Consider the following 15,209-nt stretch of genomic DNA (forward strand, 5'->3'; position numbering starts at 1 on the left):
CCGGGGACTCAGGAAAGGAACACAGGAACTATGGTTCACAAAGTAAGAGCGGTCATCGCCAAGGAAAAGAATGCCCCTGTTTCGGTCGAGAACATTCTCGTGCCGGATCCCGGACCCGGTGAGGCGCTCGTGGACATTCTGACCTGCGGCGTCTGCCACACTGACCTCCACTATAAGCAGGGCGGAATCACCGATGATTTCCCCATCCTGCTGGGCCATGAGGCCACCGGCGTGGTCAGCGCCGTCGGCCCAGACGTCACCGAAGTCGCCCCCGGGGACCGCGTGATCCTGAACTGGCGCGCCGTGTGCGGCGAATGCCGCGCCTGCGCCAAGGGGCAGCCGCAATACTGCTTCAACACCCACAATGCAACGCAGAAAATGACCCTTGAGGACGGCACGGAACTCTCGCCCGCGCTCGGCATCGGGGCCTTCGCCGAGAAGACGCTCGTCGCCGCCGGGCAGTGCACAAAGGTTGACGAGGACGCCGATCCCGCCGCCGTCGGGCTGCTCGGCTGCGGTGTGATGGCAGGCATCGGCGCCGCCATCAACACCGGTGAGGTCAAGCGCGGCGAATCCGTCGCCGTCATCGGCTGCGGCGGCGTGGGCATCGCCGCGATCGCCGGCGCGAAGCTGGCCGGCGCCACGACGATCATCGCGGTGGATATCGACGCCAACAAGGTGGAAATGGCCAAGTCCCTCGGTGCCACTCACGGCGTGGACTCCAGCAAGGAAGACCCGATCGAAGCCATCCGGGCGCTGACCGGCGGCAACGGTGCCGACGTCGTGATCGAGGCGGTGGGACGCCCCGAAACGTACAAGCAGGCGTTCTACGCCAGGGACCTCGCCGGTCGCGTGGTGCTGGTGGGCGTGCCGACGCCGGAGATGAAGCTTGAGCTGCCGCTGCTGGATGTCTTTGGCCGCGGCGGGTCCCTGAAGTCCTCCTGGTACGGCGACTGCCTGCCGTCCCGCGACTTCCCAATGCTCGTGGCGCAATACAAACTGGGCAATCTGGACCTGGACGCCTTCGTCACCGAGCGCATCACCATCGACCAGGTAGAAGAGGCCTTTGGCAAAATGCACGAGGGCAAGGTGCTGCGTTCCGTGGTTGAAATAGGCCCGGCCGTTGCCGGCGCGGACGGGGCGGCGTCCGCATGAGCGTCGTCATCGAGAACCTGGTCACCTCGGGCACGTTTTCGCTCGACGGCGGCACCTGGGACGTGGACAACAACGTCTGGATCGTGGGAAACGACGACGAATGCGTGATCATCGACTCCCCGCACGACGCGGAACCGATCATCCGCCAGGTCCGCGGCCGGAAGGTCCTGGCCATCCTGCTCACGCACGCGCACAACGACCACATCGGCGCGGCCCGGGCTGTGGCGGAGGCCGTGAAGGCACCGATCTACCTGCACCCCGACGACCTGGTGCTCTGGGAACAGGTCTATCCCGGCGTCAACCCGGACCGGTACCTCGCCGACGGCGACGTGTTCCAGGTGGGCGGGGCTACCCTGCGCGCCATCCACACCCCCGGCCACTCGCCGGGATCCACGTGCTTCCACCTCGAGGACGAAGGGACGGTCTTCACCGGCGACACCCTGTTCAACGGCGGCCCGGGCGCCACCGGCAGGTCCTACAGCGACTACCCGACCATCCTCACTTCCATCCGCGAACGGCTGCTGACGCTGCCTGCAACGACCGTGGTGCGCACCGGCCACGGGGACAGCACCACCATCGGGGCGGAGCGGGACACGCTGGCCAAGGTCAGCCAATGAAGGGCGTTCCCAAGCTCGGCCGGCAGCCCGCTCCCGTCGCGGACATCAACGAGGACGAGCTCGAAGTCCACGCACCGAAGAAGCAAGCCGCTGGCGTCAAGGCGGTGATGGTGGCGCTGGAGCGCGCCGTGGCCCAGGCCGGGGTATCCCGGACGGCCCAGTCGCTGCTGCGGCTGAACCAGCGCGGCGGGTTCGACTGCCCGGGCTGCGCGTGGCCGGAATCGGACAGGAAGCGCAAGACAGCCGAGTTCTGCGAGAACGGCGCCAAGGCGGTGGCCGAGGAAAACACCCTGCGTACCGTCGGGGCGGAGTTCTGGGCCCGGCATTCCATCGCCGAGCTGGCGGGGAAGACCGAATACTGGCTGGGTAACCAGGGCCGGCTCAGCGAGCCCGTGGTGATCCGCGAAGGGGAGACGCACTACTCGCCGATCTCCTGGGCCGACGCGTTCGACCTCATCGGCGAGCACATCCGGGCCAGCACGCCGGACCGCTGCGTCTTCTACACCTCGGGCCGCACGGCCAATGAGACCGCGTTCATGTACCAGCTGTTCGCGCGGGCCCTGGGCACCAACAACCTGCCGGACTGCTCCAACATGTGCCACGAATCTTCCGGCTCCGCGCTGAACCCCACCATCGGCATCGGCAAGGGCACCGTGTCCCTGGACGATATCCACGACTCGGAGCTCATCTTCGTCGTCGGGCAGAACCCCGGCACCAACCATCCCCGGATGCTGTCGGCGCTGAAGGAATGCAAGGACAACGGCGGGAAGGTGGTGGCGGTGAACCCGCTGCCCGAGGCCGGACTGTTCAACTTCAAGGATCCGCAGACCTTCTCCGGGGTGCTCGGAAACGGCACACCTCTGGCCGACGAGTACCTGCAGATCAAGGTCGGCGGGGACCTGGCCTTGTTCCAGGCCCTGGGCCACCTGCTGCTGGCGGAGGAAGAGCGGAACCCCGGCACCGTGGTGGACGCCGCGTTTATCGAGGCGCAGACGGACGGCTTCGACGCCTACCGAACCGCCCGCCGGGAGCTGGACTGGGCGGAGACCGAGCAGGCCACCGGCCTGGCCCGGGCCCAGATCGAGGACGTCGCCGGAATGCTCATCCGGTCCAAGGCCACAATCTTCTGCTGGGCCCTGGGCGTTACGCAGCAGCCGCACTCGGTGGACACCATCAAGGAAATGGTCAACGTCCTGCTCCTGCAGGGCAACTTCGGCAAACCCGGGGCCGGCGCCTGCCCGGTCCGCGGGCACTCCAACGTCCAGGGCGACAGGACCATGGGCATCTGGGAGAAGCCCAAGGAATGGCTGCTCGAAGCCCTGGACAAGGAATTCGGGATCACCTCACCGCGCGGCCACGGATTCGACGCCGTGGAGGCCATGGAGGCCTTCGAACGCAACGACGTGGATGTCTTTGTGTCCATGGGCGGCAACTTCTCCCTCGCGTGTTCGGACACGGAGACCTTGGAAGCCGGGATGCAGCGGATCGGGTTGACGGTGCACGTGTCCACCAAGCCGAACCGTTCGCACGTGGTGCACGGGCGCACCTCGCTCATCCTGCCCACCCTGGGCCGGACGGACAAGGACGACAAGCACGCCAACGGCGCCCAGTTCCTGTCCGTGGAGGACTCCATGTCCGTGGTCCACTCCACGCAGGGCCGGCTCCAGCCGGTATCCGAGCACCTGCTCGCCGAGCCGGTGATCATCGCCCGAATGGCCGACGCCACGTTCGGCGAGGACCATCCGGTCAACTGGAAGGCCATGGCCGGGGACTACGACGTGGTCCGGGACCACATCTCCCGCGTCATCCCGGGCTTCCAGGACTTCAACGCCCGGGTCCGGACCAGGAACGGCTTCGTGCTGCCCAACCCGCCGCGGGATACCCGGTCCTTCAAGACGGACATCGGCCGCGGCCGGTTCACGGTCAGCCCGCTGGAGTACCTGACTGCGCCGGACGGCCACCTGGTCCTCCAGACCATCCGCAGCCACGACCAGTACAACACCACGTTCTACGGCGTGGATGACCGCTACCGCGGGATCTCGGAGGGACGCCGGGTGATCCTGGTGCATCCGGAGGACCTGGCCGAACTCGGCTTCCGCGACCGGGACCTGGTGGACGTGGTGAGCACGTTCCGCGGACACGACCGGCAGGCGGACAAGTTCCGGCTGGTGGCCTACCCGACGGCCAAGGGCTGCGCCGCGGCCTATTTCCCGGAAGCCAACGCCCTGGTCCACAAGGAGAACGTGGCCAGGGAATCGAACACCCCCGGCTTCAAGGCGATGTTCGTCCGGTTCGTGCCGCATCCTGCGGAAGCTGAGGCCGCCGGCGTGCTCGGGGCGGCCACGGTGGGCTAGGCACTACCAGAGCGGCCCCGCTTCCCGGTTGGAATCCAGTCCGGGAGGCGGGGCCATTCTGTTGCGCTTCTTTTGCTCCAGGTGGCAGATGACGGCAGTGTCCGACGCCGGGACTGCCGTCAAGTGCCATCTGGCGGCGGGAAGCGGGGCCTTTGCCTGTTCGCGCGAACGGCCCGCCGGCCTGGGGGTTGCCGGTCTTCTAGCCGGCAACCCCCGGTTCGCGTCAGCCGCGGAGCCGCTCCATGCCGGGATCGAAGAGCGGCTCGGCCGTGACGGTCGCCGCGATGCGCTTGCCGAAGTACTCAACTTCCACGGAATCACCGATCCCCACGGCGGCAGGCAGCCAGGCGTAGGCGATCGGCTTGCGCACCGAGTAGCCGTACGCCGCGCTCGTGACGTATCCGGCGGCTTCACCGTTGACGTACACCGGTTCCTTGCCCAGCACCACCGACGTGCCGTCGTCCACGGTCAGGCACCGAAGCGCCCTGGTGGCCGGCTGTTCCTTGCGGGCGGCCAGCGCCTCGCATCCCACGAAGCCTTCCTTGTCCTTGGCGATAGAGAAGCCCAGGCCGGCCTCGTGAGGGTGGTGCTGGGAGGTCATGTCCGTGCCCCACAGTCGGTAGCCTTTCTCGAGCCGCATGCTGTTGAACGCGCCGCGCCCGGCCGCGATGATGCCGTGCTCCTTTCCGGCCTCGAAGAGGAGATCCCAGAGCTTCAGCCCGTAGTCCGCCGTGGTGTAGAGCTCCCAGCCGAGCTCGCCGACATAGGAGAGCCGCATGGCCGTGACCGGGAGGCCGCCCACCGAAATCTCCTTGGTCCGGAAGTATTTCAGGCCGTCGTTGCTGAGGTCGTCCCCGCTGACCTTGCCGATCACCTCACGGGCCAGCGGGCCCCACAGCCCGATGCAGCACGTGCTGCCCGTGATGTCGGATACGTGCACCCACCGGGCCGGATCCGCTGACGATTGCTTCCTGGCTTCGACGCGCAGGTAGTCGAAGTCCACATTGCTGTTCGCGCCCAGCTGGAATTTTTCCTCCGCGAGGCGGGCAACGGTCACGTCGCTGCGGATGCCGCCGTCGTCCGCCAGCAGGAGGCAGTACGTCACGGCACCCGGCTTTTTGGCGATGTTGCCAGTGCTGAGCCGCTGCAGCAGGCCCATGGCCCCGGGGCCGGTGACCTCGAGCCGCTTCAGCGGCGTCATGTCATAGAGGCCGACGGCGGTGCGCGTCTTCCACGCTTCAGCCGCCGAGATGGGGGAGTGGAACATGGCGGACCACTCGTCCCGCTCCGGTGCCTGCCATTGCGGCGGCAGCTCATCGAGCAGGCCGCGGTTGGCCTCGAACCAGTGCGGGCGTTCCCAACCGGCGGACTCCAGGAAGAACGCTCCCAGCTCCTTCTGCCGGACGTTGAAAGGGCTGACGCGCAGGTCACGGGGGGATTCCTTGGGCTGCAGCGGATGCAGGATGTCGTAGATCTCCACGAAGTTTTGCTGGGACGTTTCGCTGACGTACTGGTCGCTGGTCTGGACCTTTTCGAAGCGCGTGAGCTCGCAGCCGTGCAGGTCGGTGCGGGACTGTCCCTCGATGAGCAACTCGGCCATTGCCCTGGCGACACCGGCCGAATGCGTGACCCAGACGGCCTCTGCCACGAAGAAGCCCTCGACGTCGGGGGACTCGCCCATGAGTGGCCCGCCGTCGGGAGTGAAGGAGAAGATGCCGTTGAAGCCGTCGTCGATCTGCACCCCGCGGAGGGCGGGAAGGAGGTCCTTGCTGTCCTCCCACGCCGGCAGGAAGTCCTCCATGGTGAAGTCCAGGCGGGAGGGCATGCGGTGATCGGACATCTCCTCCGCGCCGACGCGGGGCAGCTGTTCCATGTCCACGGGCATGGGGCGGTGCGCGTAGCTGCCGATGCCGATCCGGTCGCCGTGCTCGCGGTAGTACAGGTCCTTGTCCTGGTAGCGCAGGATGGGCAGGCGGGCGCCGTTGGGCAGTTCGTTCCGGCCCTCCAGCTCCGGAAGTGACGTGGTCTTCACATACTGGTGCGCCAGCGGCAGCAGCGGCACCTTCAGGCCCACCATCTTGCCGAGTTCGCGGCCCCAGAATCCGGCGCAGGACACGACGATGTCCGCCGGGATGACGCCGTCGGCCGTTTCGACGCCCGTGACCTTGCCTGCGGTCTGTTCGATGCCCGTCACGGTGGTGGAGCCGAGGTACGTCACGCCGGCTTCGCGGGTGCGGCTGATCAGCAGCTGGACGGCGCGGGCCGCGGAGGCCAGGCCGTCCGTGGGGACGTAGAGGCCGCCGAGGACCTTGTTGCCGCCGGAAAAGCTGCCGGTGTTCAACAGCGGGTAGTGCTTCTCGCACTCGTCGGGGTCGATGATCCGGCCTTCGATGCCCCAGGAAGTGGCGTACCCCAACTTGCGCTTGAGGTCCTGCAGCCGCGCCTCGGTGGTGGCCAGCTCGAGCCCGCCCAGCTGGTTGAAGCAGGACTCTCCGCCGGCGCTGAGGGAGAGCAGCTTGTCCACCGTGTAGCTGGCGAACTCCGTCATGGTCTTGGAGGGGTTGGTCTGGAAGACCAGGCCCGGGGCGTGCGAGGTGGAACCGCCGGCCAGTTCCAGCGGCCCCTGTTCGACCACCGTGATGTTGTTCCAGCCTCGGCTGGCGAGTTCATCCGCAAGGTTGGTGCCGACGATGCCGGCGCCGATGATGACGACGCGTGGTGATGCGCTCATAGTGTTTCTCCTGGTTCGCGTTAGCGGAATACGACGGTGCGGGTGTTGTTGAGCAGGACACGGTGCTGGCAATGCCACTTGACCGCCCGGGACAGAGCCTGTGATTCAGCGTCCCGGCCCACCGTCACCAAGGCATCGGGGTCCAGGCTGTGGTCCACGCGGAAGACCTCCTGCTCGATGATCGGGCCTTCATCGAGGTCTGGCGTCACGTAGTGCGCGGTGGCCCCGACCAGCTTCACACCGCGGTCATAGGCCTGGTGGTACGGCTTGGCGCCCTTGAATCCGGGCAGGAAAGAATGGTGGATGTTGATGGCCCGGCCGCGCAGGCTAGTGCACAGATCGTTCGACAGCACCTGCATGTAACGTGCCAGGACCACCAGGTCGGCGCCGTACTCGGCGACGAGTTCCAGCAGCCGCGCCTCGGCTTCCGGTTTGGTTCCGGGCGTCACCGGAACGTGGATGAAGGGCAGCCCCGCGTTTTCGGCCATTGACCGCAGGTCCTCGTGGTTGGAAACCACGACGGCGATCTCCGCACCCAGGCTGCCCGCCCGCCAGCGGAAGATCAGGTCGTTCAGGCAGTGGCCGAACTTGGAGACCATGACCAGCAGCCGCTTGGGCCGGCCGTCGTGGAAACTGAAATCCATGCCAAACTCGTCGGCCGTCGCCCCGAAATCGGCCGTGAGGAGTTCCACGTCCTTGTTGTCGGGCTTGTAGTCGAGACCGTCGAAACCGGGCTCACGACGGACCCGATCACCGTTGCCGGAACCCCTCCAGTGAAGGCCGTGCGCAGGAAGAGGTTCCCGCTGACGTGGTCATCGAACTGCTGATGCTCCACGATGTCGAAGCCGCGGTCGGCCAGGAAACCGGTGACTGCCCGGACGATGCCGGGTCTCTCCGGGCAGGCCAGGGTGAGGACGAAATCGGCCGTGCGGGTCCCGCGTGCTGAGCGGGCGGCAGCGGCCTCGGCCGTCACGGGGGGAATGGCGCCGGCTTGGCGGCTTTCAAGAATTGTGGTCACGATTGACTCCTAGTTGGTGTCGACTAGTTGGTGGCGCCGGCGGATTCGCTGCGCTGGGCCTCGTTGACTTGGGCCTCGTTGACTTTGGCCTCGCCGGGGCAGCGCGTGTCCTCGGCACACCGTCCGTCGCATTCATGCTTGGTCACCAGATCGAACTGCACGCCTCCGTGCTGTTCCACGCCGGTACGGATGGCGCGTTCGACGACGGTTGTGGCGAGCCGCTGTCGCAAGGCCAGCGGATCGCGGCGCAGGTCACGGGCCAGGGCGATGCAAAGCAGCAGCATGACCACCACGAAGGGCAGGGCGGCTACGATCGTGATGCGCTGCAGGCCGGACAACGCTTCGGACGGTTCATCTCCGCCGGCAAGGAGCATCACTGCGGCCACCCCACCGGTCAGCAGGCCCCAGAAGATCACCAGCCCGCGGCGGGGTTCGCTGGATCCGTTGGAGCTCAGGGAAGCCATGATGATGGAGGCTGAGTCCGCTCCGGTGATGAAGAAGATCGCCACCAGGACCATGGCCAGGACGATGACTGCAGCGGTGGCCCAGCCGGGCATGTTCAGGTTCTTGATCAAGTCAAAGAGGGCGCCATCGAAGGATATGGAGGGTGCGCCGTCGACCATTTTGACGAGGCCGTCGGCGGGGTTCTCCGTCTTGTCGGCTTGCTGCTGGATGCCAAAGGCAGTGCCGCCGAAGATGCCGAACCAGATCACGCTGACAATGCTGGGAACCAGCAGTACTCCGGTGACAAACTGCCGGATGGTGCGGCCCCGGCTGATGCGGGCGATGAACATGCCAACGAACGGTGTCCATGACAGCCACCAGGCCCAGTAGAAGATGGTCCAGCTGGACATCCAGCTCCGCAGTGCCTCGTCTCCCACAGCCTCGGTCCGGGAGGACATTTCCGCCAGGTCCCTGGCGTAGTCTCCCACCRCGGCGGGGATCAGGTTCAGGATGAAGAGGGTGGGGCCGGCAACAAAGACGATGAGGGCCAGGACGACGGCCAGGACCATGTTGATGTTGGACAGCCACTGGATGCCGCGGCTGATGCCGGATACCGCAGAGGCCACGAAGCAGGAAGTCAGGATGGCGACGATCACCACGAGCACAGGGGTACCGATTTCCCCGACCCAGCCGTTGGACGTCAGGCCGCTGCCGATCTGGAGAGCGCCAAGGCCCAACGAGGCAGCGGTGCCGAACAGCGTGGCGAAGATGGCCAGGATGTTGATGAACTTGCCGACAGGGCCTTCAACCATCCTGATGCCAAAGAGCGAGGTGAAGGCCGCGGAGATGAGCTGCTTGCGGCCCAGGCGGTAGGTGCCGTAGGCCATGGCGATGCCCACCACGGCGTACATGGCCCACGGGTGCAGGGTCCAGTGGAAGATGGAGGTGGCCATGGCGGTCTGGATGGCTGCGGGGGTCCGTCCATCCACGGTTCCGGGCGGCGGCGAAACGTAGTGGTAGAGGGGTTCGGCCACGCCGTAGAACATGAGCCCGATGCCCATGCCGGCGGCAAACATCATGGCTACCCAGGAGATGGTGCGGAATTCGGGTTTTTCGCCGTCTTTGCCCAGCGGGATGTTGCCGAACTTGCCGAGGGCCAGCCACAGGACAAAGACCACGAAGAGCGAGGCCAGGACCATGAAGAGCCAGCCTGTGTACTCCATGACCCAGTCAAGAACGCCTTGCGATGTGGCAGAGAGGCTGTCCCTTCCGAGGAAGCCCCACAGCACGAAGGCGACGGCGCACGCTCCCGTGATTCCGAAAGTGACCTTGTCGAGGGTGAGCTTGCGGTTCCGGCGTTCCGTCACCGCCCGCTCGGTCTTGGTATGACRCAGCTCCTGCAGGAGCTGCTCACAGTCTTCCGTGTCCAGGGTTGCGGGAGGGAGGAGGGCGGGGGCGTTGGTGCCGGTGTCCGCGTCGATGTCGATGTCGCTGTCTATGCCGATGTCACTGTTCAATGCCATGAGGAAGTCCTTTGTTCGGATTCATGGGCTGGTGCTAGACGTGGCCGTCCACGGTCAGGCCAGGAGGGAGGTTGGGAACCTCGTCGGATTCGGTGATCATGATGTCGCCGTCGATCACGCTGACTTCGTGCCGGCGGACGGGCAGTTTGGCGGGCGGGGCGTCCACCCCGCCTGTGCGCAAATTGAACCTGGAGGCGTGCAGCGGGCATTCGACCCAGCAGTCCTCCACCCAGCCGTCGGCCAGGGAGGCGTCCTGGTGGGTGCACGTGTCGTCGAGGGCAAAAAGTTCGCCGTCTTCCGTGTGGAACACCGCGATGGGCGGCGACGTGTTTAGGCGGAGCGCTTCCCCGGGTGCCAGTTCGCTGAGCGGGCATGCCTTGTGCATGGATGGACCTCTTTTCCGGTAGGGGGATCCTGGGCAACCGCCGGAGCGTTGTTCCGCAGGGATCAACAGCGATCGCAATAAGCAACAGAGTGCGGTAGGTCACAGGGGTTGTCAAGACTTTTCCTCTCTATTGCGGACCCTTGTCTTCTCGGCAGGAAGACCCTTGACAGTGCCCGTGGCATAGATCACTCTGTTGCATATAGCGATTCTTGTTGCGTAAGAAGCAATTGAAAGGAGGCGTCGAAGTGCAGACGCTTGCGATTGTGGGAGCCTCCCTGGCAGGCCTTTCGGCCGCACGGGCAGCCCGCGCCCAAGGCTTCACCGGACGGCTGGTCATCATCGGCGATGAGCCGCACCGTCCGTATGACCGGCCGCCGCTGTCCAAGGACTTCCTACTCGGTGCCATCACTGCCGCGGACCTCTTCCTGGAATCCGACGCCGACGAGCTTCAGGCTGAATGGCTGCTCGGTGCCGAGGCCGTGTCCCTGGATTCCTCCTCTCGGACCATCGTCCTTAAGGACGGCCGCACCGTTGAGGCCGACGGCATCGTCATTGCCACCGGCGCGAGGGCCAGGCAGCTGCCCACCCTGGCCGGACTGAGCAATGTGTTCACGCTGCGCACGCTCGCGGACGCGCAGAGCCTCGCCCCGGAGCTCGTGCCCGGCAGCAGGATGGCCGTGATCGGCGCCGGCTTCATCGGCGCGGAAGTTGCATCGGCCGCCGCATCGCGTGGCATGGAAGTCACCATGATCGACACCAAGCCGGTTCCGTTCGCGGCCCAACTCGGCACAGAGATGGGCGGCGCCGTGGCCGGGCTGCACGCCGCCAACGGCGTGGAACTCATTTCCTCCGCCGTTATAGAGGACTTCCATAGCGGCGAAAGCAACGTCACCGGACTCCGGCTGGCCGGCGGACGCTATGTGGCCGCCGACGTCGTCGTGGTGGGCATCGGCGCCGAACCGAACACCAGCTGGCTGGACGGTTCGGGAATTGCGCTCGACGGCGGCGTTCTGTGTGACTCAATGGGCCGCACCAATATTCCGGGAATCGTGGCCGTAGGGGACTGCGCCGCCTGGTTCGACCAAGTAGCGGGCACTCACCGCCGGGTGGAGCACTGGACCGGCGCCCTGGAACGTGCGGCCCTGGCCGTTGAGGCGCTGCTGGACGCTGACGCCGCGCCGAAGCCGGCCAAGCCACACTATTTCTGGTCCGACCAGTATGGCGTCAAGCTGCAGTTCGCAGGCCACTGCGCCGGCTACGACCGTCTGGAGGTCGAAGTCGGCGACGTCCTGACGCACAGCTGTCTTGCCGTGTATTACCGCGGTGATGTCCCGGTGGCGGTCCTCGGGATGAACCAGCCGCGGCTGTTCACCAAGTGGCGGCGCCTGCTCGCTGCACCCGTCCGGCCGCTCGGCCCGCCCAGCGGGCAAGCTGCCTGTGCGGACGCCTCCGCGCTGGTGGGGGCCGCCGTCGTGTCCTGAATACCGTGTTCCTGAGACCTGTCCCTACAATTTCCGCTGCGTTGTTTCGTTGATCTTTTGTTCGTTAGGAGGACATATTGTCTGTTGAGGTAAGTGCCCCGAGTCTGATTCCCACGCTGCCCGGTTACACCTACGTGGATGAGGCCGTGTTCCGGGCCGAGCAGGAGCGGATCTTTGAGCAGATGTGGTTCTGCGCCGTGCGGTCCGCCGACCTGGACAAGGCAGGCGCCTGGCGGACAGTCCAGATCGGGCGGGAGAGCGTGCTGATCAGCCGCACCCGCAAGGGCGGAATCCGTGCCTTCTACAACATCTGCCGGCACCGGGGCGTCAAGCTGTGCATGGAAGAGCAAGGCGAAGCCGCACGCTCGTTCCAGTGCCCATACCACGCCTGGACCTATGACTTCGAGGGCAAGCTCATCGCGGCCCCCAACCTGACCAAGATGCCGGACATCGACCGGGACGAGTACGGCCTGGTGAAGGTCCATATCCGTGAATACCTGGGTTACGTATGGGTGTGCCTGGCCGATGAGCCGCCGTCATTCGAAGAAGAGGTTATGGGTGCCATCGAGGAACGGCTCGGTGACCTCAAGGCGATCGAAGGCTACGACGTGGCCAACCTCAGCCTGGGCCGCCGCATCCGCTATGACGTGAAGGCGAACTGGAAGCTCATCATCGAGAACTTCATGGAGTGCTACCACTGCGCCACTATCCACCCGGAGCTGACGGAGGTCCTGCCGGAATTCGCTGACGGCCTGGCTGCGCAGTACTTCGTGGGCCACGGGGCCGAATTCGGCGAGGATGTCAAGGGCTTCACGGTGGACGGTTCGGAAGGGCTGGACCTGATTCCCGGGGTGAGCGAGGACCAGGACCGCCGGTACTACGCCATCACCATCAAGCCCACAGTGTTCGTGAACCTGGTCCCGGACCACGTGATCATCCACCGCATGTTCCCCATGGCCGCGGACCACACGATCGTGGAGTGCGACTGGCTGTACGTGCCCAGCGTTGTGGAGAGCGGCAAGGACGTCAGCGCTTCTGTGGAGCTGTTCCACCGCGTCAACCAGCAGGATTTCGACGCCTGCGAGCGGTGCCAGCCGGCCATGGGCTCGAAAGTCTACGCCAAGGGCGGGGTGCTGGTCCCGAGCGAGCACCACATCGGCGCCTTCCATGACTGGGTGCAGGAGAAGGTGGGGGACATCGTGCCCCGTTCCTGAAGCTTCACCGGGTTGCGGCGCTTCGCCGTCGCTTAGCGCGGAAGTCCCTCCCCGACACTGGCAAGCTCGCGTCGGGGCCCTCGGGACGCCGCTTCGGCCGAAAGGCGTCACGAAGGTCGCTGGGCGACCTTCGTGGCGCGTTCGACCGCGATGCGCTCCTACGCGAAGGACCGCAACCCGGCTTGGGGCTCGATCACCGATGCCCGGTGTAGCCCATCTTCGCGCTGATCTGCAGCCCCGCCTGTTTCAGCGCTTCGAGGAGTCCCGGCGCCGTCTCCGGATCAAAACGGAAGGCCGGCCCGGAAATGCTGACTGCGCCGATCACGGCCCCCACATGGTTGTACACCGGCACAGACATCGAGTTGAGCCCGATTTCGAACTCCTCCCGGACCACTCCGTAGCCGTCTCGGGCCACGTCCAGGAGCTGGGTTTCGAGCTTGTTCCTGTTGGTGATGGTCCGCGGCGTCCGGGCCGGAAGCCCGGTCTCCTTCAGGACGCGGTCCCGCTCGTCCGCGGACAGTGCTGCCAGCAGGACCTTTCCGCTGGAGGTCGCGTGGAGCGGCGTCAGGCTGCCCACCCAGTCGTAGGTGGCTAGTGTTGACGGGCCCATGGCCTGGTCCACGTTGACGGCGTAGTTGGAGCGCAAGACGGCGAGGTTCACGGTCTCCTTGAATTCCTCAGCCAGGCTTTCCAGTATGGGACGCGCCTCGCGGACCAGGCTGAGCCGCCCGGGAATCGAGCTTGCCAGCCTCAGGATGCCGAAGCCCAGCTGGTACTTTCCGCGCTCAGTGTTCTGGTGGACCATTTCCCTGCTCACCAGCGAACCCAGCAGCCGGGAGACTGTGGACTTGTGGATGCCCATCTCGTCGGCGATTTCGCTCACGCCCGCATGGCCGTCCCGCGCCAGGATTTCCAGGACCATAAGGGCCCGGTCCACCGACTGGACGCCGCCGTGCTGGCCTGACTCCCCATCGATGTCGGATTCGGGGTCATTTTTCGAAGCCATGATCCATACTCTCAAGTAGTTTCTGCGGCTTGCTTACCCGCCACAAGGCCGCCTGTAGCGTCCTCTCGGTTAGTTCCACAGTTTCGATCCTATGCCGTGAGGTGTGACGGGGCCGACATTGCGTTAAGTGGATTGACGCGTCCTGCAATCAAGGCAGTTCCAGGTGCATGAGCACGCGGGGAAACCCATTAATCACGGAGTCGGTGTCGGCAGCCTTCGTGAACCCGGCCCGTTCGAAGAGCTTCCGGGTGCCAACGTAGGCCATGGTCAGGTCGACGTGGCTGCCCTGGTTGTCGACGGGGTAGCCCTCGATGGCAGGCGCACCGTGGCTGCGGGCAAAGTCGACCGCACCGTGTAGCAGCTGATGGGCGATTCCCTCGCCGCGGTGCCCGGGCCGCACCCGGATGCACCACACCGACCACACGTCGAGGTCGTCCACGTGGGGGATTTTGCGGTTGCGGGCAAAGTTGGTGTCGGAGCGTGGATGGACGCCGGCCCAGCCCACCACGTCGTCGCCGTCGTACGCGAGTACCCCGGGCGGCGGATCCTGTCCCACGAGTTGCTTCATGAGCGCGCCGCGCTCCGTGCCATGCAACTGCACGTTCTGCTTGGAAGGGATGCGGTAGCTCAGGCACCAGCACACGGTCGCATCGGGCCGCTTGGGTCCAACCACTGTTCGTACGTCCTCGAACTGCGTCGCCGGACGAATCTCGATTGCCAATATCGTGGATGCCTCCCGGTCCCGGGCCTAACGCAGGCCGTCGCTGTGGGCCATCGCGATGGCTTCGGTGCGGGAGGTGGCGCCATGCATCCCCTGCAACAGGTCCTCGCGCAGGCGTTGGAAGGCGGTGGCGGTGGATGCGTCGGTAAGGATTACCACCTGCCCAGTTTATGCATTCTCAGGAGTAGGGTTTGCCTTGGCAGACGAGGGGGTCCAAATGAGCTATAAATATCGAACCGTCCGGGTTCGCGGCACCGACTTGATTGGAACCATTGCGCGAAAGCACGGGAGCGCGCCCGAGATCTACGAGACCTCGAAGGACGCGAACACTTCAGTAGTTCCAGTGTTTTTCCAGGCGACGGGCGAGCTCCGTTTCTTCGACAGGTCAGTGCTGGAGGACGTCGTGACGCCGGCCAGTTAGCCGCGGTGGCGCATCGTTGGAACTGACCGAGAGGGTCGAAACCCGGGTCAGTCGGTGCCGGTTTCCGGGGGAGCGATGCCCCGGTATCTTGTGGCTCGTCGCACCCCTCCGTTCGAAGCGCAGGGCGGCCCAGAATGGC

The 15,209-nt window shown here is 65.6% G+C and carries 12 protein-coding genes and 1 pseudogene; 6 read left to right on the forward strand and 7 right to left on the reverse strand.

Annotated elements, in window-relative coordinates; all coding sequences use genetic code 11:
• Positions 1–30 precede the first annotated feature (30 nt).
• Genes AC1DR1_RS18585 through AC1DR1_RS18595 form a run of 3 tightly spaced genes read left to right on the forward strand, consistent with a single transcriptional unit; the run spans position 31 to position 4,126 of the window.
• On the forward strand, positions 31–1,155 hold the full coding sequence (locus AC1DR1_RS18585; RefSeq protein WP_229993050.1) for an S-(hydroxymethyl)mycothiol dehydrogenase: 1,125 nt from the start codon (positions 31–33) through the stop codon (positions 1,153–1,155).
• Positions 1,152–1,772 (forward strand): MBL fold metallo-hydrolase, encoded by a 621-nt coding sequence (locus AC1DR1_RS18590; RefSeq protein ID WP_229993049.1) that lies wholly within the window; start codon positions 1,152–1,154, stop codon positions 1,770–1,772. The genes AC1DR1_RS18585 and AC1DR1_RS18590 overlap by 4 nt, the downstream gene beginning before the upstream one ends.
• Complete coding sequence (locus tag AC1DR1_RS18595; RefSeq protein WP_229993048.1) at positions 1,769–4,126, forward strand: FdhF/YdeP family oxidoreductase; 2,358 nt, start codon at positions 1,769–1,771, stop codon at positions 4,124–4,126. Before AC1DR1_RS18590 ends, AC1DR1_RS18595 begins: the two co-directional genes overlap by 4 nt.
• Before the next feature lie 223 nt (positions 4,127–4,349).
• On the opposite strand, the gene AC1DR1_RS18600 is transcribed toward AC1DR1_RS18595, so the two are convergent.
• From AC1DR1_RS18600 to AC1DR1_RS18615, 4 genes and pseudogenes are all read right to left on the reverse strand, one after another.
• Positions 4,350–6,857: a GcvT family protein gene (locus AC1DR1_RS18600; protein WP_229993047.1), complete on the reverse strand. Its 2,508-nt coding sequence runs from the start codon at positions 6,855–6,857 to the stop codon at positions 4,350–4,352.
• A 20-nt stretch (positions 6,858–6,877) separates the two neighbouring features.
• Positions 6,878–7,875: pseudogene (gene purU / locus AC1DR1_RS18605) on the reverse strand (formyltetrahydrofolate deformylase).
• A 23-nt stretch (positions 7,876–7,898) separates the two neighbouring features.
• The gene (locus tag AC1DR1_RS18610) at positions 7,899–9,842 is read right to left on the reverse strand and encodes a BCCT family transporter (RefSeq protein WP_476993061.1); all 1,944 of its coding nucleotides are present in this window, start codon (positions 9,840–9,842) and stop codon (positions 7,899–7,901) included.
• A gap of 34 nt (positions 9,843–9,876) precedes the next feature.
• Complete coding sequence (locus tag AC1DR1_RS18615) at positions 9,877–10,227, reverse strand: bifunctional 3-phenylpropionate/cinnamic acid dioxygenase ferredoxin subunit (protein WP_229993045.1); 351 nt, start codon at positions 10,225–10,227, stop codon at positions 9,877–9,879.
• Between the two features lie 245 nt (positions 10,228–10,472).
• On the opposite strand from AC1DR1_RS18615, the gene AC1DR1_RS18620 reads away from it, so the two are divergent.
• Both AC1DR1_RS18620 and AC1DR1_RS18625 read left to right on the forward strand, forming a co-directional pair.
• The gene (locus AC1DR1_RS18620; RefSeq protein ID WP_476967161.1) at positions 10,473–11,708 is read left to right on the forward strand and encodes an NAD(P)/FAD-dependent oxidoreductase; all 1,236 of its coding nucleotides are present in this window, start codon (positions 10,473–10,475) and stop codon (positions 11,706–11,708) included.
• Positions 11,709–11,785: 77 nt separating this feature from the next.
• Positions 11,786–12,922, forward strand: coding sequence for an aromatic ring-hydroxylating oxygenase subunit alpha (locus AC1DR1_RS18625; protein WP_229993043.1), 1,137 nt, complete (start codon positions 11,786–11,788; stop codon positions 12,920–12,922).
• 193 nt (positions 12,923–13,115) lie between these two features.
• Here the strand turns inward: AC1DR1_RS18625 and AC1DR1_RS18630 are convergent, their stop codons facing one another.
• From AC1DR1_RS18630 to AC1DR1_RS18640, 3 genes are all read right to left on the reverse strand, one after another.
• Positions 13,116–13,928: an IclR family transcriptional regulator gene (locus AC1DR1_RS18630; RefSeq protein ID WP_229993042.1), complete on the reverse strand. Its 813-nt coding sequence runs from the start codon at positions 13,926–13,928 to the stop codon at positions 13,116–13,118.
• Positions 13,929–14,076: 148 nt separating this feature from the next.
• Positions 14,077–14,649, reverse strand: a complete 573-nt coding sequence (locus tag AC1DR1_RS18635) for a GNAT family N-acetyltransferase (protein ID WP_476993062.1) — start codon at positions 14,647–14,649, stop codon at positions 14,077–14,079.
• A gap of 27 nt (positions 14,650–14,676) precedes the next feature.
• Positions 14,677–14,808: a hypothetical protein gene (locus AC1DR1_RS18640; protein WP_290369340.1), complete on the reverse strand. Its 132-nt coding sequence runs from the start codon at positions 14,806–14,808 to the stop codon at positions 14,677–14,679.
• 58 nt (positions 14,809–14,866) lie between these two features.
• On the opposite strand from AC1DR1_RS18640, the gene AC1DR1_RS18645 reads away from it, so the two are divergent.
• A complete protein-coding gene (locus AC1DR1_RS18645; RefSeq protein ID WP_229993040.1) occupies positions 14,867–15,070 on the forward strand; it encodes a hypothetical protein in 204 nt (67 codons plus the stop codon).
• Positions 15,071–15,209 lie beyond the last annotated feature (139 nt).

The organism is Arthrobacter sp. P4_F10, assembly GCF_056401435.1.